19 protein-coding genes are annotated in these 21,326 nt (G+C 74.3%); 14 read left to right on the forward strand and 5 right to left on the reverse strand.

Annotation, left to right across the window (positions count from 1 at the left end; translation table 11 throughout):
* Positions 1-191: 191 nt before the first annotated feature.
* The 8 genes from ACZ6S8_RS26315 to ACZ6S8_RS26350 all read left to right on the forward strand — a co-directional run bounded on the left by ACZ6S8_RS26315 (position 192) and on the right by ACZ6S8_RS26350 (position 6,130).
* Positions 192-551 (forward strand): ATP-binding protein, encoded by a 360-nt coding sequence (locus tag ACZ6S8_RS26315; RefSeq protein WP_469459737.1) that lies wholly within the window; start codon positions 192-194, stop codon positions 549-551.
* 144 nt (positions 552-695) lie between these two features.
* On the forward strand, positions 696-1,040 hold the full coding sequence (locus ACZ6S8_RS26320) for an STAS domain-containing protein (protein WP_469459739.1): 345 nt from the start codon (positions 696-698) through the stop codon (positions 1,038-1,040).
* 165 nt (positions 1,041-1,205) lie between these two features.
* Positions 1,206-2,060, forward strand: a complete 855-nt coding sequence (locus ACZ6S8_RS26325; RefSeq protein WP_469459741.1) for an STAS domain-containing protein — start codon at positions 1,206-1,208, stop codon at positions 2,058-2,060.
* On the forward strand, positions 2,057-2,485 hold the full coding sequence (locus tag ACZ6S8_RS26330) for an STAS domain-containing protein (RefSeq protein WP_469459743.1): 429 nt from the start codon (positions 2,057-2,059) through the stop codon (positions 2,483-2,485). Before ACZ6S8_RS26325 ends, ACZ6S8_RS26330 begins: the two co-directional genes overlap by 4 nt.
* Positions 2,482-2,883, forward strand: coding sequence for an anti-sigma regulatory factor (locus tag ACZ6S8_RS26335; RefSeq protein ID WP_469459745.1), 402 nt, complete (start codon positions 2,482-2,484; stop codon positions 2,881-2,883). The genes ACZ6S8_RS26330 and ACZ6S8_RS26335 overlap by 4 nt, the downstream gene beginning before the upstream one ends.
* Positions 2,871-4,103 (forward strand): ATP-binding protein, encoded by a 1,233-nt coding sequence (locus tag ACZ6S8_RS26340; RefSeq protein ID WP_469459747.1) that lies wholly within the window; start codon positions 2,871-2,873, stop codon positions 4,101-4,103. Before ACZ6S8_RS26335 ends, ACZ6S8_RS26340 begins: the two co-directional genes overlap by 13 nt.
* Positions 4,100-5,461 (forward strand): PP2C family protein-serine/threonine phosphatase, encoded by a 1,362-nt coding sequence (locus tag ACZ6S8_RS26345; protein WP_469459749.1) that lies wholly within the window; start codon positions 4,100-4,102, stop codon positions 5,459-5,461. The genes ACZ6S8_RS26340 and ACZ6S8_RS26345 overlap by 4 nt, the downstream gene beginning before the upstream one ends.
* 126 nt (positions 5,462-5,587) lie before the next feature.
* A complete protein-coding gene (locus tag ACZ6S8_RS26350) occupies positions 5,588-6,130 on the forward strand; it encodes an ATP-binding protein (protein WP_469459751.1) in 543 nt (180 codons plus the stop codon).
* On the opposite strand, the gene ACZ6S8_RS26355 is transcribed toward ACZ6S8_RS26350, so the two are convergent.
* Complete coding sequence (locus tag ACZ6S8_RS26355; protein WP_469459754.1) at positions 6,038-6,676, reverse strand: LysE family translocator; 639 nt, start codon at positions 6,674-6,676, stop codon at positions 6,038-6,040. The genes ACZ6S8_RS26350 and ACZ6S8_RS26355 overlap by 93 nt on opposite strands.
* Positions 6,677-6,811: 135 nt before the next feature.
* Here ACZ6S8_RS26355 and ACZ6S8_RS26360 point away from each other — a divergent pair, with 135 nt between their 5' ends.
* The 4 genes from ACZ6S8_RS26360 to ACZ6S8_RS26375 all read left to right on the forward strand — a co-directional run bounded on the left by ACZ6S8_RS26360 (position 6,812) and on the right by ACZ6S8_RS26375 (position 13,769).
* Positions 6,812-7,321: a hypothetical protein gene (locus tag ACZ6S8_RS26360; RefSeq protein ID WP_469459756.1), complete on the forward strand. Its 510-nt coding sequence runs from the start codon at positions 6,812-6,814 to the stop codon at positions 7,319-7,321.
* A 54-nt stretch (positions 7,322-7,375) separates the two neighbouring features.
* Positions 7,376-8,863: a hypothetical protein gene (locus tag ACZ6S8_RS26365; protein WP_469459758.1), complete on the forward strand. Its 1,488-nt coding sequence runs from the start codon at positions 7,376-7,378 to the stop codon at positions 8,861-8,863.
* Between the two features lie 137 nt (positions 8,864-9,000).
* Positions 9,001-10,869 carry an RNA ligase family protein gene (locus tag ACZ6S8_RS26370; protein ID WP_469459759.1) on the forward strand — a complete coding sequence of 623 codons (1,869 nt, stop codon included), beginning with the start codon at positions 9,001-9,003 and terminating at the stop codon, positions 10,867-10,869.
* Positions 10,869-13,769 carry a poly(A) polymerase gene (locus ACZ6S8_RS26375; protein WP_469459761.1) on the forward strand — a complete coding sequence of 967 codons (2,901 nt, stop codon included), beginning with the start codon at positions 10,869-10,871 and terminating at the stop codon, positions 13,767-13,769. Before ACZ6S8_RS26370 ends, ACZ6S8_RS26375 begins: the two co-directional genes overlap by 1 nt.
* A 34-nt stretch (positions 13,770-13,803) precedes the next feature.
* On the opposite strand, the gene ACZ6S8_RS26380 is transcribed toward ACZ6S8_RS26375, so the two are convergent.
* Entirely contained in the window at positions 13,804-14,202 is a 399-nt protein-coding gene (locus ACZ6S8_RS26380; protein WP_469460004.1) for a hypothetical protein, read from the reverse strand.
* A 449-nt stretch (positions 14,203-14,651) separates the two neighbouring features.
* Here ACZ6S8_RS26380 and ACZ6S8_RS26385 point away from each other — a divergent pair, with 449 nt between their 5' ends.
* Positions 14,652-16,808 carry a discoidin domain-containing protein gene (locus ACZ6S8_RS26385; RefSeq protein ID WP_469459763.1) on the forward strand — a complete coding sequence of 719 codons (2,157 nt, stop codon included), beginning with the start codon at positions 14,652-14,654 and terminating at the stop codon, positions 16,806-16,808.
* A 77-nt stretch (positions 16,809-16,885) separates the two neighbouring features.
* On the opposite strand, the gene ACZ6S8_RS26390 is transcribed toward ACZ6S8_RS26385, so the two are convergent.
* Positions 16,886-17,803 (reverse strand): NADP-dependent oxidoreductase, encoded by a 918-nt coding sequence (locus ACZ6S8_RS26390; RefSeq protein WP_469460005.1) that lies wholly within the window; start codon positions 17,801-17,803, stop codon positions 16,886-16,888.
* 300 nt (positions 17,804-18,103) lie between these two features.
* On the opposite strand from ACZ6S8_RS26390, the gene ACZ6S8_RS26395 reads away from it, so the two are divergent.
* Entirely contained in the window at positions 18,104-19,417 is a 1,314-nt protein-coding gene (locus tag ACZ6S8_RS26395) for an ROK family transcriptional regulator (protein WP_469459765.1), read from the forward strand.
* A gap of 63 nt (positions 19,418-19,480) precedes the next feature.
* On the opposite strand, the gene ACZ6S8_RS26400 is transcribed toward ACZ6S8_RS26395, so the two are convergent.
* On the reverse strand, positions 19,481-20,098 hold the full coding sequence (locus ACZ6S8_RS26400; RefSeq protein WP_469460006.1) for an HD domain-containing protein: 618 nt from the start codon (positions 20,096-20,098) through the stop codon (positions 19,481-19,483).
* A gap of 146 nt (positions 20,099-20,244) precedes the next feature.
* Entirely contained in the window at positions 20,245-21,321 is a 1,077-nt protein-coding gene (locus tag ACZ6S8_RS26405) for an RNA ligase (ATP) (protein ID WP_469459767.1), read from the reverse strand.
* Positions 21,322-21,326 lie beyond the last annotated feature (5 nt).

Here is a 21,326-nt window from a genome sequence, read left to right on the forward strand (position 1 = left end):
GCAAACGAGAAAACCCCCCGCTGGGCGGGGCCAAAAACCGCGGGCCCCCCCCGCGGGGGGGGCCCCCCCCCGGGGCCCGGGGGGGGGGGGGGCGCCCCCGGGCCCCCCCCCCCCGCCCGCTGTCATATCCTGCTCCGGCCGGGTGAACGGCGCGGAACAGCGGGGGAAGGCGGCCTGTGGAGGGAGAGGCGATGAGCCGGAGGACGGTCGAGGCCGCTGCTCTGCGATGCGAGGACGCCCGGTGGATCGCCCGGGAGGTCCTGGCGGCGGAGCGCCCCGAGGTGGTGGACGACGTCCTGATGATCGTGTCGGAACTGGTCTCCAACGCGGTGCGCCATGCGGGCGGCGTGACCGGGTTCTCGGTGCGCCGCGAAGGAGAAACGGTGGTCGTCGAGGTCGCCGACGCCTCCCCCGCACACCCCCGCAGCCCGGGCACGGCGCCCGACGTCCCCGGCGGCTTCGGCTGGATGCTGGTCAACCGCCTCGCCGACCGCGTGGACGTCGCCTTCGGCCCCGGTGGCAAGACCATCACCGTGTGCGTCACGGTCTGACCCCTCACGGGGATCGGACCTGCGGCGTCGGGGGTGATCCTCCGCACGGTGGGCCGGGCGCGTAACCGGACTCCGGCCCGCTCGGGCGGTCCCGGTGGGCACCTTCCTGTCATCGTCCGTCCGCAGGCCTCGTAAGCTGGGCAGGTGGCAGATGAGGAGGGGGCGGGGTTCGCCCCGGTGGAGAGCGCGGAGCTGGCCGTCGTCCGTGTCGGCGGCGAGATCGACATCGATCGGGCACCGCTGCTGGGTGACGTCCTGCACAACGTGATCACCCAGGCCGACGGTCCCGACGAGATCGTCGTGGACCTGGACGGCCTCACCTTCTGCGATTCCGCCGGCCTGAACGCGTTCGTCCGTGCCCATCACCTCGCCCGGCAGCACGGGCGTCTGCTGCGCCTGCACGCGCCCCGGCCCCAGGTCGTGCACCTGCTGGAGATGTCCGGCGTGGACCAGCTGTTCCAGATCACCCCGCCCCGGCCGGCCCCCTAGCACCGCGCCCCCCGGCACCAGAGCCGGGACCTGGGACCCGGCATGCCCGCCGGCGAACCGGGGCAGGGCCTGTCTGCGGACTACGCCGTGGGAAGAACCTACGGCGCCCCGCAGCCGAGGGCCATGCCATAGGGTTCCCGGAGACGAATAAAAAGGATGCGCATAGTGACTGATGAAAACGTTTCGGACCGCCTGATCAGCCTTTTGTCGGTCCGGGGTGAAGACCTGGGCGCCGACTGGGCGGACAAGGTGACCGGTTCGCTGGGCGGACGGGTGAGCCGGGCGGAGGTCCAGCGTGAGCTCCAGGAGCTGTACGACGCCCTGGTGGCCGCGCTGGACAGCGGCAGCCTGGACGGGCGGGCAGAGGCGTTCGGTGAGGTTCGTGCGCTGCTGACCGAGCTGTCCCGCACCAGGGCCCGCCAGGGCTTCAGCCCCACCGAGACCGCCGCGAGCGTGTTCGCCCTCAAGGAGGTCCTGGAACCGGCGCTGGACGGCGGGAACAGCGATGTCCAGGCGTACCTGAAGTTCGCCTCCCTGCTGGACTCCCTGGGCCTGTTCACCATCGAGGTCTACACCCGCACCCGCGAGGAGCTGATCTCGGCGCAGGCGGAACAGCTGATGGAGCTGTCCACGCCCGTGGTGAAGCTGTGGGACGGGGTGATCGGCGTACCGCTGGTCGGCACCCTGGACTCGGCGCGCACCATGGTCGTGATGGAGAAGATGCTCCAGGCGCTGATCGACACCGGCTCCGAGCAGGCCATCATCGACATCACCGGCGTGCCGGCCGTGGACACCGAGGTGGCCCAGCACCTGCTCAAGACGGTGGTGGCGGCCCGTCTCATGGGTGCGGAATGCACCATCTCCGGCATCCGGCCGCAGATCGCGCAGACGATCGTGGCCCTCGGCATCGACTTCGGCGACATCGTGACCAAGGCCACCCTGGCCGACGCGCTGCGCCACGCGCTGCGCCGCTCCGGTGTGACCCTCTCCCGTACCGCTCCCCAGGCCGGTGGCCGGTGAGCGAGCAGGTTCCGGTCCTCCGGATCGGACAAGTGCTGCTGGTGTCGATCCAGACCGACCTGGACGACCACTCCGTCATGCAGCTGCAGGACGACCTCGCCGCCGCGGTGGTGGACTCGGGCGCCCACGGCGTGGTGATCGACATCACCGCCGTGGAGATCGTCGACTCCTTCGTCGGGCGGATGCTCTCCACCATCGCCTCCATCTCCCGGCTGCTGGACGCGCAGACCGTCGTGGTCGGCATGCGGCCGGCCGTGGCCATCACCCTGGTCGAGCTCGGCCTGTCGCTCGGCGGGGTCAGGACCGCGCTGACCCTGGACAAGGGACTCCAGGTTCTGGAGCAGGCCCGCGTGCACCGGATGGGGGGAAACAGGTCTGAGTCCTCGATCGGATTCGGTGCCGTGACATCAGATGAGGGTCTGTGACCGCCGCGGTCGTGTTGGAGATCGCTGCCAACGCCGGAGTGGTACAGGCCCGTCAGCTGGTCCGCTCCCTGGCACAGGAGTGCCGGCTCTCCCTGGTCGAGCAGACCAAGCTGATCACCGCGGCCAGTGAGCTGGCCCGCAACACCCTCATCTACGGGGGCGGAGGCACCATGACCGCCGCCCTGATCGAGGAACGGGGCCGGCGCGGGGTGCGCCTGGCGTTCGAGGACCAGGGCCCCGGCATCCCCGACGTGGACCTGGCCCTGACCGACGGCTGGACCTCGGGCAACGGCATGGGCCTCGGCCTCTCCGGTTCCAGGCGCCTCGTCGACGACTTCGTCCTGGACACCGCGCCGGGACAGGGCACCACGGTCACCATCACCAAGTGGGCCCGGTGATCGCCGTGGACGGGCCGCTGCTGCTCGACTGCGAGGACTCCGCCTGGTTCCGCGACCAGCCCGAAGCCGCCCGGGGTGCGGCCGCCGCACTGGGCCGTCGCATCGGGCTCGGAGAGCACCGCACCGCCCAGCTGGTCCTGGCGGTCGCCGAGCTGGCCACGAACGCCAGCAAGCACGCCACCGACGGGTCCGTGGTGCTGCGCGTGCTGCGCAACCGGGACGTCGCCGGCGTCGAAGTGCTGGTCGTCGACAGCGGTCCCGGAATGGCGGACGTGGCGGCGGCCCTGCGCGACGGGGTCTCCACCGCCGGAACCCTGGGCATCGGCCTGGGCGCGATCCAGCGCCTGGCGGACCGCTTCGACATCCACTCGGTACCCGGACTCGGCACCGTACAACTGGCCCGCTTCTGGCCGCACCCCCTGCCCGCCTCGGTGACCGGCGAAGCGGTCGTGGGCGGCATCACGCGGCCCATAGGCGGCGAGGAGGTGTGCGGGGACGCGTGGGCCGCGCGCACCGACACCGGCGAGCGGGCTGAGCGGACGACCGCGGAACACACCGACCGGCCGGGCCGCTCCGGTACGGCGTTCGGCGGCTTCCCGCGCAGCTCGGCCGGGTGGGCCGGCGGACCGGTGCTCGGCGCACCGGCCGGTCACCCCCGGTCGGCGGGTGCACCGGGCAAGGTCCGCTCCGAACTCGTTCACGGGGCCGTCGCGGGACCGGGGCGGGGCGTACTGGTGATGTCCTGCGACGGCCTCGGCCACGGCCCGTTGGCGGCGGCCGCCTCCCAGGCAGCCGTCAAGGCGTTCCACCAGGGGTCCGCGCGCCTGCCCGACCAGGTCGTGCAGGAGGTGCACCGGGCCCTGCGCGGAACCCGCGGCGCCGCGGTCGCCGTGGCCCGGCTGGAGCCGGACGGCCGGGTGCTGTTCTGCGGCATCGGCAACATCTCGGCCTCCGTCGTCACCCCCGATTTCCGCTCGAACCTGCTGTCCCATCCGGGGATCGTCGGCCATCAGATGCGCCAGTTGCGCACCTACGAACAGCAACTGCCCTCCGGCGGAGCCCTGGTGATGCATTCCGACGGGCTCAGCGAGCGGTGGAAGCCCGGTGAACTGGGTTCCCTCCTGCACCACACGCCTGCCCTCATCGCCACAGGGCTGCTGCGTCACGCCGGGACGCGGCGTGACGACGCCAGCGTGGTGATCGCCAAGGGGGGCTGGTGAACGCGCCGGGGTCCCGCACCCACGACCAGACTCCCGTCCTGGTCACGGCGGTCGGCACCGAGAAGGACGTCTTCGCCCTGCGCCGCCGCGCCAAAGCGGTGGCGCAGGCGGTCGGCCTCGACAACCGCGACCAGGTCCGTCTCGCCACCGCCCTGAGCGAACTGGGGCGCGACCTCCTGCGCCCCGCCCCGATGACCGCCGCCTTCGACGTCCTGCGGGAGCCGGCGGCGCTCAAGGCCTCGCTGCGCTGGCGCGACGACCGCGTCCCCAGCAGCGAGTCCCTGGCCGCCGTCACCCGGCTGCTGCCGCAGACGCACTACGCACCGGCCCCGGACGGCGGGACGGCCACGCCCGCCGCCCGCCCGCCCGGCGGCCGCATCGACATCATCTGCCCCCTTCCCGCCGCCTCCGCCCGCCCGGAGGTGCCGGAGATCCTCCGCGTCCTGGCGGCGGACGCCCCCGCCAGTGCGATCGACGACCTCCAGGCGCAGACCCGCGACCTCATCGCCGCGCTGGAGGAGGCGCACGCCCAGCGCGACGAGCTCGAACGCCTCAACGAGGAACTGACCGAGACCAATGCCGGCGTGATGGCCCTGTACGCGGAGCTGACGGTCGAGCACAAGGACGTCGTCGAGCGGTTCAGCCAGGAGCACGAGGTCGCGCTGACCCTCCAGCGGGCCTTCCTGCCCGCCGCCCTGCCCCGGTCCCGGGGGGTAGAGGTCGCCGTGCGCTATCTCGCCTCGGCCACCACCGCCGAGATCGGCGGCGACTTCTACGAAGCCGTCGACACCCCCCACGGACTGCTGCTGGCCGTCGGCGACGTCGTCGGCCATTCGCTCCAGGCGGCCGTCGTCATGGGCCAACTGCGGTTCGCCCTGCGCGCGTACGCCGCCCAGGGTCATCCCCCGCACGTCCTGCTGGAGCACCTCGACCACCTGCTGGGACTGCACGAGCCGGGATGGACCACCAGCCTGTGCATCGTGCTCGTCGAACCCGGCAACACCCGCATCCAGGTCGCGAACGCCGGCCACCTGCCCCCGCTGCTGCTGTCCCCCGGCGGACCTCCGCGCCTCCTGCGCGAGCACGGCCCGCTGCTGGGCATCGGCGTGCCCCATCCGCCCGCCACCAGCCACCCGGTCGAGCCGGGCAGCCGTCTCCTCATGGTCACCGACGGCCTCATCGAAACCCGCGACGGCGACCTCTACGAACGCCTGGACCTGCTCAGCACCACCGCCGCGGCCGGTCCGGACGACCCCGAGGCGCTGTGCACACAGCTCGTGGAGAGGTTCGCCGCCGACCCCGAGGACGACATCGTCGTCCTCGTCGCCCGCCTGCAGCCCGTACCCGCACCGGCCTGACCCGTCCCGCACCCGGCCCGGACCGACTGCGACGGTAATCGCCCCGTACCGCGTGCGGGCCCCGTACAGTCCGGGGACGGGCCCGTCCGCCGGAGGCGCGGCTCCCGGACGCTGGAGTGGGCCCGCATGGACAAGTTGGCAGAGGGAGCCGTACCGCACGCCCCGTCACCCCCTTCCCCCTCCGCGACCGTCGCGTTCGACGGCACCGAACCCGTCTCCGCAGCACGGGACTTCGCCCGCTCGTTCTTGCTGGAGGTGCGGGACGGGCACCGGATCCCGGTGTCCGGCCACGCGATGGGTGCGGTCGAGCTGGTCGTCAGCGAGCTGATCACCAACACCCGCAAGTACGCACCCGGACCCGGTCGGCTGACCCTCCGCGTCCGGAACGGCTGTGCGGAGGTGACCGTCCGCGACGGCAACCCCGAAGCGCCCCGGGTCCTCCCGCCCGACCCCCGCCGAGTGGGCCGGCACGGCCTGGAGATCGTCGCGGCCGTCTCCAGGACCTTCGAGGTCCACCGCGAACCCACCGGGAAGCGGATCACCGCGGCCATCGGCCTGACTGACGCCCCCGGGGGCCTACTCCTTGCGGCCCGTCACGGCGACGGTGACGCCCAGGCCGATCATCGTGAGGCCGCCGATGCCGCCGACGGCGGCGAGCCTGCGCGGTGAGCGGGCGAACCAGCTCCGGCCGGTGGCCGCGACCACGCCCCAGATGCTGTCCGACACCACCGCGATGACGTTGAAGACCAGCCCGAGCAGCAGCATCTGCCCCGCGACGTTCCCTTGGTCCCGGTCGACGAACTGGGGCAGCACCGCCGCGAAGAACACGATGGTCTTGGGGTTGGCCACGCCCACGACGAATCCCTCCCCCAGCGTGCGCAGGCTGCCGTGGGCGGGGCCGCCGCCGCCCTGCGCCGCCATCAGCGAGCCGCGCTCCCGCACCGCCTTGACGCCGAGGTACACGAGGTACGCGGCGCCGACGAGCTTCAGTGCGGTGAAGACCAGGACCGAGCGTTCCACGACGGCTCCGACCCCGAGCGCCACGGCCACGACGAGCACGTAGGCGCCCAGGGTGTTGCCGACCACGGTGGTGAGGGCCGCCCGCCGCCCCTGTGCGAGGGCGCGGCCGATCACGAACAGCACGCTGGGGCCGGGGACGACGATCAGCAGGAAGGACACGGCGGCGAAGGCCGCCAGTCGGTCGGTGGACACCATGCGCGCATGAAAGCACGGGGCGGGGGCGGCCCGCCCGGGAATTCCGGGCGGTCCGGCCACGGCCTCCCGCCGCGCACATCACCCGTCCGCGTGACGGGCACCCTTGCGGGCCCGCGGGTACGGCAGGGTGGGCGCATGCAGCTGCGCCGGGCCCTGCCCCTGACCCTTGCCGCGCTCGTCCTGGCCACGGGGTGCGTGACCGTACGTCCCGCCGTGCCGCCCGGGGAGCCGCGGCCGCTCCCCGGCCCGGCCCGCCCGGAGCCCGCCCGACCGGAGCCCGTCGCCCTGCCGTTGGGCCGGCTCCCGAGCCCCGCGGAGTCCGCGCCCGCGGCTCCGGCCGCCGCTCCCCCGGCCCCGGGCGCGCGGACGGTTCCCGGGTCGGCGGCGGACACGCCCGGTTCCCGGCCCGCGGCCCGGCCCTCCGCCCGGCCCGGTGCCGCCGCGGCCGAGCCGCGTTGGCCCCGCCGGGCCAAGGCCGGGAAACCCGCCCGCCGGACCCCGGCGGCGGCTCCCGCCCGAGCCCGCAAGCAGGCGCCGGCGAAGGCCCGTTCGCGGCCCGCGCCGCGGCGGACGTACGACATGGCGCCGCTGTGCGAGGCCGCCCGGGGGACGGTATCTCCGTCGATCGTGGCCCTGTGCCGGTAGCGGGCGGCGGATATGGTTCGGAAGCGTGAGGCGGACGACTCGGGAGCGGTGGACATGAACGACGCGGGAGTGCGGGCGGCGTCGGCGGCCGTGCGGGCGCTGAAGGAACTGGCGCAGCAGCGGGCGGACGAGGTCGAGCTGTTCGACGGATTCACGGACGCGGAGCTCGACGGCTGGACGGTCCCCGTGCCGGACGACGTGCGGATCGTGCTCCGGGAGATCGGCGGACTGGAGACCGAGGAGCACGAGTACCGCTTCGGGCCGCGCGGACGCGCGGTGTTCGGTGACGGCTACTGGACCCTCGGCGAGACCGACTTCGGCGAGGGCTCGCTGATCGTCGGGGTCGGAGCCGAAGGCTGGGGCCCCGTCGTGGGCGTCAACGCGTCGGGGTACGACCCGGACGTCACCGTCCGGGCGGCGGATTTCGTGGGCTGGCTCGCCGGTGTCACCGACCGGCTGGCCGCCGGGGTGGAGGACCAGCCGCGGGCCGAGCACTCCGCGGCGGCGGTCTCCAGCGTCGAGGTGGCCGAGGGAACCGACGCCGAACTCGCCGCGCTCGTCGGGCGCGGTGATCCGCTGACCGATCTGGTGGACCTGCGCGCCCTGCCCGGGTACCCCTGCTCCGTGGTCTGGGAGCCGTACTTCTCCACGGCGCACAACACCGCCGACACCGGCAGCAGCGAGGTCCAGTTCCGGATCGCGGGCGGCGGGCGCGCGCTCCTGCTGCGCAGCGTGGTGAGCGGGGACTTCCTCGGCCGGGCCGTACGGCGGCACACCGTCCCCGCGGACGCCGCCGGGCGGGCCGTGGCCGAACTGCGGGAGCTGGCCGTACGGCTCCCGGGATTCGTCGGGCTCGAACCGGGCTGCGCCGACGCCGACATGGACGGCTGGGCGGTCCCGGTGCCCGAGGACGTCCGCGGCGTGCTCCGCGAGGTCGGCGGGGTGACCGTGACGGGGCTGCCCGCACTGCGGCTGCTCCCCGGGGGCCCCGGGCACGATGTGGACGCGGAGCTGCACCGGATGCTGGGCGGTGACGGAACGTACTGGCCCGTGGCCCGGATGGACTCCGGCCGCAAGGGCGTCCTCGTCCAGATCCGCCTCGACCGGGAGAGCGGGCGGTGGGGGTACGCCGTCTCGGTGTCGACCAGCCCCAAGGAGCTGCGGGAGTACCCCGAGGTGACGCTGGTCGCCGAGTCGCTGGCGGACCTGCTGCTGACGTACGCCCGGCTGGCCCGGCAGGCCGCGGAGCGCGCCGACCTCGCGGGCCGCGTCGCCTGCGACTCCCGGTGGATGCAGCCCAACACCGGCGAGCCCTGGCCGCGGCCCGCACCCGTGCGCGAGTGGGCCGGCGCGGCCGACCCGCTGCTCGCGTCGGCCGCCGAGCTGCCGGAGGGCACGCACGCCGCCGACCTGAGGGAGGTCCCGATCCCGAGCGACCTCTGCTTCTACCGGGCGGCGGGCTGGCCGTACGCGGCCCGGCTGGACCGGCTGCACTTCGCCGAGGGCGGCCGGCTGGCCGCGGCGGTGCCGGTCGGCGGCTGACGGCGGGGCGGGGCCGGGCGGTGCGTGCGGCGCGCCCGGCACGTGCGACGGGGCGCGTCGGCGGGGTTAATCGGTGGCCGCTCCGGGGCCGGATACCTACAGTGACGGGGCCCCGGATCGTCGAGCAGGAGCGGACCATGCGCACGCACTATCCCCGTACGGCACATCTGCCCTGGTCACCGGGGGCCACCGCCGACGACGTGCGGGCCACCGGACCGGGCGGCATGGCCGGGCGCGAGGTCGTGGTGACGGAGAAACTCGACGGCGAGAACACCACCCTGTACGCCGACGGCCTGCACGCGCGGTCGCTCGACTCCGCGCACCATCCCTCGCGGGCGTGGGTCAAGGGCCTCCAGGGCCGGATCGGCGCCGGGATCCCGGCCGGCTGGCGGGTCTGCGGGGAGAACCTGTACGCGCGGCACTCGCTCGCGTACGAGGACCTGGACAGCTGGTTCTACGGCTTCTCGGTGTGGGACGGCGAGCACTGCCTGGGCTGGGCTCGGACCGTACGGTTCCTGCGCGGTCTCGGGGTGCCCGCCCCGCGCGTCCTGTGGCGCGGCACCTACGACGAGCGCGCGCTGCGCAGGCTCAAGGTCGACACGGCCCGGCAGGAGGGGTACGTCGTACGGACCGTGGACGGCTTCGCGCGCGAGGACTTCGGGCGGTACGTGGCGAAGTGGGTGCGCGGCGGCCATGTACAGACGGACACGCACTGGATGTTCGCGGTGGTGGTGCCCAACGGGCTCGGTCCGGCGGCTCCGTTGTGGGCGGTCCGGTCCGGGGCGGATGCCGACGTGGCGGGGCTGCTGGGGGCGCTGGGGATGACCGCCGACGGGGCGGGGGGTCCGGCGGACTCCTCGGACTCCTCGGTTGCCGGGGGCGGATCGGTTGCGGCAGCCCCTTCGGTTGCCGGCGGCCCCGATCTCGCCGCGGCGGTGGCCGAGGTGGCGGCCCGTGTCGACGGGTGGGGCCGTACGGGCGAGGAGCGGCTGGCCGGGGTGCTGGCCGCCGTACTGCACGGTGCGCCGCGGGCGCGGATCGCCGCCCGGCTCGCGACCGGGCCGCTCGGGATGCCGCTCGCGCGCCGGGTCGCCGACCTCGTGGGGCTGTACCCGTACCTCCAGCGGCCGTTCCCGGACGGGGAGCGGCGGGCGGGGCTGGTGCGGTTGTCCGCGGCGGCCGATCTCGGGGTGCTGCACGCGCTCGCCGGCACGCTGGTCCCCGGCGGGGGCGCCGACGGCGCCGCGGCGCGGGAGTGCGCCGAGTGGTCGGCGCTGTGTGCCGAGGAGGCGGGGCTGCTGGACGCGGACCCGCTCCGGCCCCTGCGGGCGGCCCTGCGGGAGTCCCTCGCCGGGCTCGGGGCGGATGCGGCCGACCGCTGCTGGGCCGAGGCGCGGCGGGCGTTCGCGCAGGGGCGGATCGCGGGCCCCGATGCGGGTGCGGGTGCAGGTGTGGGTGCCGGTACGGGCGCCGAGGAGGCGGTGGCGGCGACCTGGCGGTGGCGCGACGGATCGTTTCCCCGCCTGGTGCAGCTGTCCGGTCCTTCGGGCAGCGGCAAGAGCACCTTCGGCCGGGCACTGACCGGCGTGGACACCTACATCAGTCTCGACGACCTGCGCGGCGCCCGGGGGTCGCGGGCGGACCAGCGGGCCAACGCCGCCGTGCTGAGCGAGGGCCTGGACCGGCTCGACGCGGCCCTGGCCCGCGGCGGCACGGTGGTGTGGGACGCCACGTCGCTCACCGACCAGCAGCGCGGGCTCGCCGGCTCGGTCGCCCGGCGTCGCGACGCCCTGGTCACACACGCCGTGCTGCTCGTCGGCGAGGAGGAGCTGGTGCGCCGCAACGCCGTGCGCCCGCACCCCGTGCCCCCGCAGGTGCTGACCTCGCAACTGCACCGGTTCAGCCCGCCCTACCCCGGCCAGGCGCACCGTACCTGGTACGTCGGCGCGGGCGGGCACGTCGAGGACAGCGCCGGCAGCCTGATCGCGAACGGCGGGGACCTCTGATGCGGACCAGCGAGGAGCTGTACCACCAGGTCCGCTGGGACCCCCGGTTCGACCCGGCGCGGTTCGTGCTCGGGCTGCACCAGCGCGGGGCCCCGCCGAAACGCGTGCCGCTGCCGTCGTTCGTCCCCGGAGGCGACATCCCCTGGCACCGCGTGCTGTTCGTCGAGGCGGACGGAGAGCTGGTGTGGGACCGGGCCACCGGCACGGACCGGATCGACGCGACGCCGGCGGGGCGGGTCCGCGACCCCCGGCTGCTGCGGGCGCCGTTCTTCACCGCCCGCACCCCGTACGCGTGGGATCCGGCGGGCGGCGGCGCGTGGCGGCCGGCGGAGGCTCCGCCGCGCCGCGGGGCGGGCGCCCCCGACCGGGTGCGGCTCCTGACGTGGAACACGCTCTGGGACCGGTACGACGCGCCCCGCATCGCCACCGCCCGGCGCAGGCCGCTGCTGCTCGCCGATCTCGCGGCCGCGGACGCCGACGTCATCGCGCTCCAGGAGGTCGAGCCCGCACTGCTCGGCATGCTCCTGGCCGCGCCGTGGGTGCGGGCCGGCTACACCGTGGGCACGGATCCGGCCGGCCGCGACGTCGCCGAGCACGGGCTGCTGCTGCTCAGCCGGCTGCCCGTACGGGAGGCGGCGGCGCACGCGCTGGGCCCGCACAAGGCGGTCACCGCCGTGACGGTGGAGACCTCGGCGGGCGTGCTGGTCGTCGCCGCCACGCACCTGACCAGCGACCACACCCAGGACGGGCACGCCCGTCGGGCGGTCGAACTCGCCCTCCTCGCGGAGGGGTTCGGCGGGGTGACGGCCGAGGCCGGAGCGGGGGTCGCGCTGCTGGGCGACTTCAACGACGGCCGGGCCGGGCGGGACGGGCCGGCGGCGGCGCTCGGCATGCGGGACGCCTGGAACGAGGTGCACGGGGCGGGCGACGCAACTCCGACGTTCGACCCTGCGGCCAATCCGCTCGCGGCGGTCGGATCCCTGTCGGGCCGGGCCGCACGGCTGGACCGGATCCTGCTGGGGGCGGCCGGAGCCCGTGTGGAGCGGGCCGGGCTGCGCGGGGACGAGCCCGGTCCGGAGGGGCTCTTCGTCTCCGACCACTACGGGGTGGAGGCCACCGTGGAGTTCGGGGCGCGGGAGGCCGCAGGTCCCGCGCGGCTCGGCGTACCGGCGACGGCGCGGACCGCGGTGGCCTGGCTGCCGCCGGAGGATCCGCGGGTGGCGGACCTCCGGCGCAGGCACGATCCGGGGGCCGGCCGGTGGCCGGCGCACGTGAACCTGCTGTTCGGCTTCGTACCGGAGCACTGTTTCGAGGAGGCCCTGCCCCTGCTGGCCGAAGCGGCCGCGGCGGTACCGGAGTTCACCGCGCGCACAGAGGGCGTGCACAGCTTCGGACACCGCGAGGACGCCACGGTGTGGCTCGACCCGGCGGCGGCCGGCGCCGCGCCGTGGCAGGAGCTGCGGCGGACGCTGGTCGAGCGGTTCCCGGGGTGCAGGGGGCACGCCGACGCGGAGCGGGGCTACACGGCGCACCTGACCCTGGGACGGAGCCGGGACCCGCAGCGCCTGCTGGCCGAGTGCGCGGCGCGGCTCGCCGGCGGAACCTCCGCGCGGGTCGGGGAGCTGGCGGTGCTCTCGCGGCGCGGAGACGGACCGATGCGGGTGCGGGCGACGGTGGCGCTGGGCACGGGCGAGGTGCGGTGGACCGCCGAACCGGCGGACCGGGGCGGGCCCGAGGGGGCCACCGGCGACGGGGCCGCGGTCGAGGAGGCGGCGGCCGAGGAGCACGCCCGGGCGGTGGCCGGCCGGGTGGCGACGGCGCTCGGCGACGGGCCGGTCCGGGTCGCCGGGTCGCGGCGCATGCGCTGCGCGCTCTCCCGGGCGGATCTCGACCTGGTGGCGGTCCTCCCCGGAACTCCCGAACCGGACGACGTACGGCGCAGGGTGACGGCGGGGCTTCCGAAGGCGGAGCGGATGCGGGAGGTGACCGGAGCCCGGGTACCGGGGTTGCGCTTCCGCGTGGGGCGGCTGGAGGTGGACCTGGCCGTGGTGGGCTGCGGCTCCCTGGAGCCGGGGCGGGCACTCGCGCGTCGGGCGGAGCTGGGCGAGGCGGCGGCCGTCGCGCTGAGCGCGCTGAGCGACGCCGAAGCCGTACGGGACGCCACGGGGACGGAGCACACCGCCGCGTTCTCCCGGCTGGCCCGGGAGGTCAAGGCGTGGGCGCGCGCCCGGGGGCTGGACTCGGCGCCGTTCGGCGGGCTGCCCGGCATCGCCTGGGCGGTGCTCGCGGCGCGCACGGTGCGGGAGGCCGGGCCGATGGATCCCGCTTCCCTGCGGCGGGAGTTCTTCGCCCGGTGGGCGGCCTGGGACTGGCGCGACCCGGTGGCCCTGCTCCCGCAGTGGGACCGGCCTCCGGTCGGCGCGGCTGCGGTGACCGTGCTGACGCCGTCGGAGCCGGTGCGCAGCTGTACCGCCCAGGTGGGGCCCGGCATGCGGGATCTGCTGGTACGGGAGCTGTACCGGGCCTGGGAAGCGCTGGAGGCGGACCCCGGCGCCTTCGACGCGGTCCTGGCGGCGCCCCCGCTGCACCGCCGGCACGCGGCGTGGGCGGTGGTGACCGTACGGACACCGGCCGCCGGGGGGTTCGAGGACGCCCTCGGCCGCGCGCGGGGCCGGTTGCGGTCGCTGCTCGGCGCCCTGGAGGAGGCGGGCCTCGCGGACGCGCACGCCTGGCCCCGGCCCTTCGAGGCGGGGCCGGGCCTGGTCCGGTACGCGGTGGGCCTGGGTTCGGCCCCGCCGGACGCCGCGTGGCTGGCCCGGCGGGCGGCGCCCTGGTCGTCCGGCCTGCCGGGGGTCGAGGTCACGTGGGCCCCGGGCGGCGACGTGCCGGACCTGCGCTGAACCCCGCCGGTCGGCGCGGCACCGGCGCGACCGCTCAGGCCGGGCCCGTCGGGCCCCGCCTGTCCTCGACGTGGACGACGTGGAGTTCCGTACCGTCCCGGTGACGCTTGGCCCGCCCGAACAGTCCGACGGCGATCTGCGACCCGTCCGCGGGCTCGTCGGGGCCGACATAGGTCAGGACGTCGTTGTGGTCCCCGGTGACGACCCATCCTTCCGCGTCCTCGAGGTCGATCACCCCGAAGTCTCCTGCCGGAGATCCGGCATGCGCCGGCCCGAACTGCCGCAGTATTCCGATGGCTTGATCGGCCGGCTCCCCGTCCGGGGCCATCAGCACGACACACGTGCCGTGCTCGAACAGCACCCACGACTTGTGCGGGTCGGCGAGAAGCCGCTGCCAGATGTCCACATAGGTCTCGGTGTTCACGGCGGACATCATGCCTCAGGGCGCTGACACCGGGTGCAGACGGCCAAGGGCATCGTGCACGCGGAGCTCCTGGACGCGAGGGCGCCCGCCGGCCCGAGGAGGTACCTGTGGGGCATGGGGCCGCAGCCCTTGGCGGGCGTCCGTTGCGACGACCAACGAACGCACGCCGCCGGAGCGGCCCATGACTCGGACACTTCCCGAACGCTTCCCCCGGGCTCCACCACGCCCGGCGGGCGCGGCGGGACGGAGCGGTCAGGAGCCTCAGTACAGCGCTGCCGGGTTTTTTCGTCAACACTTTTCACAAGGATTGAAGAAACCCCAAGTTCACGGGCTTGATGCGCAGTTGACACACCGTTTGATGTTCAGTTCATGAACGCTCAAACCCTTGACGGCCTCCTCTGCGGGCAGTTCACTCACGCTTCGATCCCCCCGGATCCCCGACGTCAGGAGCCCCCCGCATGCCCCTCCTCTCCGACCGTCCGCCGCGACTCGCCGTCGCGGCGCTCGCCGCGGCGCTGGTCGCCGCCCTCCTCGTCCTGCTGCCCGGCACCGCCGCCCATGCGGCGCCCGTCCTGCTGTCACAGGGCAAGCCCGCCACCGCCTCCAGCGTGGAGGGCGCCGGCACCGCCGCCGGAGCGGCCGTCGACGGCAACAACGGCACGCGCTGGTCGAGCCAGTTCGCCGACCCGCAGTGGATACAGGTCGACCTCGGCGCACCGGCCCAGCTGAGCCAGGTCGTACTGCGCTGGGAGGCGGCCGCCGCCAAGGCGTACCGCGTCGAGCTGTCCACCGACGGCTCCAACTGGTCCACCGCCTACTCGACCACGGCCGGCGCGGGCGGCAACGTCACCCACGACGTCACCGGCACCGCCCGGTACGTGCGGGTGTACGGGACCCAGCGCACCACCGGATACGGCTACTCCCTCTGGGAGTTCCAGGTCTACGGCACCACCGGCACCGGACCGGTCATCCCCGGCGGCGGCGACCTCGGGCCGAACGTGATCGTCTTCGATCCGTCGACGCCGAACATCCAGGCCAGGCTGGACCAGGTCTTCGCCCAGCAGGAGGCGGCGCAGTTCGGCTCGGGCCGCTACCAGTTCCTGTTCAAGCCCGGCACGTACAACGGGCTCAACGCGCAGATCGGCTTCTACACCTCCATCTCGGGCCTCGGCCTGAACCCCGACGACACCACCATCAACGGCGACGTGACCGTCGACGCGGGCTGGTTCGGTGGCAACGCCACCCAGAACTTCTGGCGTTCGGCGGAGAACCTCGCCCTGAACCCGGTCAACGGCACCAACCGGTGGGCGGTCTCGCAGGCCGCGCCGTTCCGCCGGATGCACGTCAAGGGCGGGCTGAACCTCGCTCCGAACGGCTACGGCTGGGCCTCCGGCGGCTACATCGCCGACTCCAAGATCGATGGTCAGGTGGGCAACTACTCGCAGCAGCAGTGGTACACGCGTGACAGCTCGATCGGCGGCTGGTCCAACGCTGTGTGGAACCAGGTGTTCTCCGGCACCCAGGGCGCACCCGCGCAGTCGTACCCGAACCCGCCCTACACCACGCTGGACACGACCCCCGTCTCCCGCGAGAAGCCGTTCCTGTACCTGGACGGCGCCGACTACAAGGTCTTCGTCCCGGCCAAGCGCACCAACGCGCGCGGCACCTCCTGGGGCAACGGCGCACCGCAGGGCTCCTCGATCCCGCTGAGCCAGTTCTACGTCGTGAAGCCGGGCGCGAGCGCGGCGACGATCAACGCGGCGCTGACGCAGGGCCTGCACCTGCTGTTCACGCCCGGGGTCTACCACGTCGACCGGACCATCCAGGTCAACCGTCCGGACACCGTCGTGCTGGGCCTCGGCCTCGCCACGATCGTCCCGGACAACGGGGTCACGGCCATGAAGGTCGCCGACGTGGACGGCGTGAAGCTCGCCGGCTTCCTGATCGACGCCGGCACCGTCAATTCGCCCACCCTGCTGGAGGTCGGCCCGGCCGGCGCCACCACGGACCACGCGGCGAACCCCACCACCGTGCAGGACGTCTTCATCCGGGTCGGCGGCGCCGGCGCGGGCAAGGCGACGCTCGGCATGGTGGTCAACAGCCACGACACGATCGTCGACCACACCTGGATCTGGCGGGCCGACCACGGCGACGGGGTGGGCTGGGAGACCAACCGCTCCGACTACGGGTTCCGCGTGAACGGCGACGACGTGCTCGCCACCGGGCTGTTCGTCGAGCACTTCAACAAGTACGACGTGGAGTGGAACGGCGAGCGCGGCCGCACGATCTTCTTCCAGAACGAGAAGGCGTACGACGCACCGAACCAGGCCGCGATCCAGAACGGCTCCATCAAGGGCTACGCGGCGTACAAGGTGGCCGACTCGGTCAACACCCACGAGGGCTGGGGCCTGGGCAGCTACTGCTACTACAACGTGGACCCGACGATCCGTCAGGAACACGGCTTCCAGGCGCCGGTGAAGCCGGGCGTGAAGTTCCACGACCTCCTGGTCGTCTCGCTCGGCGGCAACGGCCAGTACGAGCACGTCATCAACGGCATCGGCGCCCCCACCTCGGGCACCTCGACCGTCCCCTCGACCGTCCTCTCCTTCCCCTGACCCACCCCCGACCCCCGGAAGACGCGGGGCGGCCCGGCGGCCGCCCCGCGTCTTGCGGGCCATCCGAGAGCACGCCCTCAGACCTCGATCACGATCTTCCCGGCGGTGTGGCCGTCCTGGCTGAGCGCGAAGGCGGCCGCCGTCTCGGCGAGCGGGAAGGTCTCGGCGACGGTGACCTTCAGCCGGCCCGCGTCGGCCAGCCGGGCCAGTTCGGCCAGGTCGGTGCCGACCGGGCGGACCCACATCCACTCGCCGCCGGAGCCGGTGACGGTGGGGTCGGCGATCGAGGCGTGCCGGCCGTCGTCGTGGAGCACCTCGCGGGTGACGGAGAGGACGCCGCCGACGAAGTCCGCGACGACGGTGGCACCTTCGGGGGCGAGCGCGCGCACCCGCTCCGCGAGGCCGTCCCCGTACGCGACGGGTTCCGCGCCGAGGGCGCGCACCCGGTCGTGGTTGCGCGGCGAGGCGGTGCCGATCACGCGGGCGCCGAGCGCGCGGGCGATCTGGACGCCGAGGGAACCCACGCCGCCCGCGGCGCCGTGGATGAGGACGGTGTCGCCCGCGCCGGTGCCGAGCCGGGTGAGCACCTGGTAGGCGGTGAGCCCCGCGAGCGGGAGTCCGGCCGCCTCGGCCCAGCCGAGGGACGCGGGCTTGTGCGCCAGGGCGCGTACGGGGACGGTGACGAACTCGGCGAAGGTCCCGCCGTGCACGTAGTCCTTGCGGGCGTACGCCATGACCTCGTCGCCCTCGGCGTACTCGGGGGTGTCGATCCCGACGCGTTCGACGGTGCCGGCGACGTCCCAGCCGGGGACGACCGGGTACACGACGTCCATCAGGGCGTCGAGCCCGCCCGACATGATCTTCCAGTCGACGGGGTTGACGCCCGCGTACTTGACCCGGACCAGGACCTCGCCCGGACCCACCTTCGGCAGCGGCAGCCGGGTCTCGGCGAGCACCTCCGTGCCGCCGTACGTCTCGTACGCAATCGCCCTCATGGTGGCCTCGGCCATGTTCCGACCTCTCCGTGTGGTGGTGGACCCCGCCCCGGGCCCATCCCACCACGCACGCCGCGCCCGTCCGCCGAGGCGGGGCGGGCGCGGCGCGGCGGTGGCGCGGACCTCCCGTGCGGCGAGGCCGTGGCCGAGTCGGTTGTCTGCGGCGTCTCTCCTGCGCCCGCTTTCGTGCATATCTTAAATTAAGACGTACTTTAAGCCGCGCCAGAGGGTCGCGCCAAGGGGTCGGGCAAGGGTATGTTGCGGACGCGGTGACGCCGACGTCACTGCGGAAGGGGCCAGATGACCACGGGGCGTAGCGGACGAACGATACGGGACCTGCGGCGCGGCAACCGGAGCGCCGTACTCCAGCGGCTGTACTTCGGCGGGCCGATGAGCCGGCAGGAACTGGGGCCGGCCACCGGGCTGAGCTCGGGATCCGTCAGCAATGTCGTGGGCGAGCTCGTCGCGGACGGACTGCTGGAGGAAGCGGGCGTCGTCGACTCCGACGGCGGCCGGCCCCGCACCCTGCTCCGCGTGGCGCCCGGCAGCGCCCACATGATCGGGGTGGACGTCGGCGAGACCCGGGTCCGCGTCGAGCTGTTCGACCTGACCCTGACGGAACTCGCCCGCACCGAGATGCCGTTGCTGCCGCGCGGCTGCTACGACGTCGGCCCCATCGTCGACCACATCCGGACCGGCATCGCCACCGTCCTCGCCGAGGCCGGGGTCGGTACGGAACGGCTGCTGGGCGTGGGGGTCGGCGTGCCGGGCATCGTGGACCGCGCGGCGCCCGGCGGAACGGTGGTGCACGGGCAGACCATCGGCTGGGACGCGGTGCCCCTGGAGGAACTGCTGCGCGCGACGGGGGCCCTGCCGGAGGAGGTCCCGTACCTCATCGACAACGGCGCCCGCACGCTCGGCCAGGCGGAGATGTGGTTCGGCGCGGGACGCGGGGCCCGCGAAGCGGTGGTCGTGCTGTTCGGGTCCGGCGTCGGCGCGAGCCTGATCACGGACGGTTCCCCGGAGGGCGGCACGACGGAGGGAATCCCCCTGGAGTGGGGCCACTTGACGGTGTCGGTACGGGGTCGGCGGTGCCGGTGCGGGGCCCTGGGCTGCCTGGAGGCGTACACGGGGGCGGAGTCCCTGCTGGCGCGGTGGACCGAGCGGGGCGGGCGCCCCGGGGACTCGGCCGACGAGGAGGAGGCGGTGGCCGCCCTCCTCGCGGCGGCGGGCGGGGCGGACCCGGTCGCGCTGGAGGTGCTGGAGGAGACGGCGGAGTACCTGGGCGCCGGCCTGTCGGACCTGATCAACCTGTTCCGGCCCGAGCGGATCCTGATCGGCGGCTGGGCGGGCCTGATGCTGGGGCCGCACATCCTCCCCGCGGTACGGGAGCACGCGACCCGGTACTCCCTGCGCCACCCGGCCGGCCGGGTGGCCATCGGCATGGGCTCCCTGGGGCCGGACGCGGTCACGGTGGGCGCGGCCACCCTCCCCCTGGCGGCGTTCTTCACGACGGGCGGCCGCCGCGCGACCCCCGAACCGCGGACGGAACCCCCGGGCTGGCGCAGGTCCCTGGACGTCCGCGACGAGGCGGCGGCGACCCGCCGGGCGTGAGGTGCGGCCGGGGCGCACGTCCGCTCATGCCCGGGCCTCCGGGGACATCCATGTGCCCGGCGGTCAGCTCACCGGAAAGGACGCCTGGAACGCGAGCCTCGCGTCCGCGCCGTCGGCGATCCCCCCGAGCACCTCGTCGAGAGCGAGGAAGGCGGCCCAGGGCTCCTCACCGGCCGCCCGGGCGAGGTGGCCGGTGAGGAGGTCCTCCAGCTCGGGCACCCGCTTCCCCTTCCACACCTTGTCGGCGACGCTCACCAGCAACTCCTCGACGCTGACGCCTGGTTCGCCCCACATGGCGTGGCTTGCGGCGAACCTGGCCCGCTCCGGGCCGAACCCGTGGGCGAGGAGCAGGTCCCGGCCCGCGGGCTCGTGCGCGGAGCCCGGCCCGCTGAGCTCCACGACGTGCACCACCTTGCCGATGTCGTGCGTCGCCGCCCCGAAGAGGACCTCCGCACGGTCGAAGACCAGTTCGGGGCAGTACCCGGCCAGCCGGTCCGACAGGTCGTACGCGACGTCATGCACCAGCCGCAGGTGCGCCGCCAGCCGCGGCGGCGCGGCGAGCGTCCGGAGCAGCGCCGCCACCTCGGGTGGCAGCAGGCGCACCGGTGGCTCGCCCGGCGCGGTGAGCGCCCGGGCGAGGAGGCCGCCCCGGCGGTCCGCGGCGGCGGGAGTGGCGGTCATCTGTACGGGTTCCGGTTCCCTCATCAGAGCAGTGTGCACGAGAGGTACGGACGGGCAGGGCCCGGACGCCCGCGGCTCCGGCGGGAGGGGCCGGGGCCGGGGCCTACGGGAGTCGCGGCCGGTCCCGGCGCCCGGTCCGGTCCCGCTCACTCGTACTCCGTACCGCCCTTGCGGGTCAGGTAGGCCGGGCTGACGGCCTTCGCGATGGCACGGCCGCCCACGATCGGGCTGTACCGCTCGGTCGCCGGCCTGATGACGACCCCCTCGCGGAAGTGGAGCTCCCGTCCGGACACGGTCTCCCGGCCGCTCGCCAGCTCCAGCACCGTGGCGAGCTCGTACGGCCCCTCGTACAGGCGTGGAACCAGCGGGAGTTCGCCGGCGTTCAGCACGTCCTCGGGGTCCAGCCAGCGGACGTGGCCGTCGATCTCGGCCGAGACGTCGAAGACGGCGTACCCGGGCGGCGCTTCGGCGGTGCGCACGTTGGTTCCGTACGCCAAGTCCTGGACGCCCGCGCCGTACACCTCCCCGAAGATCCCGATCCGGGTCGCGCCGAGCCGGGCGGCGAGGGCCGCCGCGACCCCGGGAACGCCGTGGCCGCGTACGGCCCGCCAGTACAGGTTGCGCTCGTCCTCCTTGAGCGCCAGGTTCTTCGAGCCGAACCCCTTGGAGGAGACCAGGGAGCGCTCGCCGTCGACGACATAGGTGAACAGCGAGGCGGTGCCGTGCAGTTTCTCGGTGAGCACCACCGGCTCGCCGTCCTCGAACATCTGCGGATAGCGCTGGAGGTTCTCGATGTCGACCCACGGCATGAGGTCGGGGGCGGACTCGACGTCACCGTTCATCGTGGTGGGTATGGGCGGCGACCACTTGGTGATGCCGAGCAGCTCAGCGAAGTCCGTACCCTCCTCGGCGGCGCGCGCCAGGTCGACGCCGGCGAGAGCCTGCGGCCGGCACACCAGTCCCTGGGAGAGTTCGCCGCGCAGCCGGACGGCCTTGACCCGGTCGGCGGAACCTCCGGCGAGCTTCCCGGTCAGGCCGAGCTCCTCGATCAGAGCCGCAGGCAGGACGGCCTGCTCGGGGATGTAGAGCGCGAACTCACCGCTCTTGTAGGCGCTCTTGGCGACGACGGCGCGGTAGAGGCCGACTTGGGCCAGCTCCAGCGCGTCGGCGTTCGGGTGCTCGTGGACGGTCAGCTCTTCGGCGGTGACCCGCAAGGTCGACATGGGGA

Source organism: Streptomyces sp. NPDC048461 (assembly GCF_055587105.1).

Coding starts and splice junctions, on each gene's coding strand:
- ACZ6S8_RS26350 (WP_469459751.1), top strand. CDS start 5,588: ATGGACAAGTTGGCAGAGGGAGCCGTACCGCACGCCCCGTCACCCCCT.
- ACZ6S8_RS26405 (WP_469459767.1), bottom strand. CDS start 21,321: ATGTCGACCTTGCGGGTCACCGCCGAAGAGCTGACCGTCCACGAGCAC.
- ACZ6S8_RS26380 (WP_469460004.1), bottom strand. CDS start 14,202: ATGTCCGCCGTGAACACCGAGACCTATGTGGACATCTGGCAGCGGCTT.
- ACZ6S8_RS26315 (WP_469459737.1), top strand. CDS start 192: ATGAGCCGGAGGACGGTCGAGGCCGCTGCTCTGCGATGCGAGGACGCC.
- ACZ6S8_RS26370 (WP_469459759.1), top strand. CDS start 9,001: ATGCGCACGCACTATCCCCGTACGGCACATCTGCCCTGGTCACCGGGG.
- ACZ6S8_RS26385 (WP_469459763.1), top strand. CDS start 14,652: ATGCCCCTCCTCTCCGACCGTCCGCCGCGACTCGCCGTCGCGGCGCTC.
- ACZ6S8_RS26355 (WP_469459754.1), bottom strand. CDS start 6,676: ATGGTGTCCACCGACCGACTGGCGGCCTTCGCCGCCGTGTCCTTCCTG.
- ACZ6S8_RS26390 (WP_469460005.1), bottom strand. CDS start 17,803: ATGAGGGCGATTGCGTACGAGACGTACGGCGGCACGGAGGTGCTCGCC.
- ACZ6S8_RS26375 (WP_469459761.1), top strand. CDS start 10,869: ATGCGGACCAGCGAGGAGCTGTACCACCAGGTCCGCTGGGACCCCCGG.
- ACZ6S8_RS26360 (WP_469459756.1), top strand. CDS start 6,812: ATGCAGCTGCGCCGGGCCCTGCCCCTGACCCTTGCCGCGCTCGTCCTG.
- ACZ6S8_RS26365 (WP_469459758.1), top strand. CDS start 7,376: ATGAACGACGCGGGAGTGCGGGCGGCGTCGGCGGCCGTGCGGGCGCTG.
- ACZ6S8_RS26395 (WP_469459765.1), top strand. CDS start 18,104: ATGACCACGGGGCGTAGCGGACGAACGATACGGGACCTGCGGCGCGGC.
- ACZ6S8_RS26400 (WP_469460006.1), bottom strand. CDS start 20,098: ATGACCGCCACTCCCGCCGCCGCGGACCGCCGGGGCGGCCTCCTCGCC.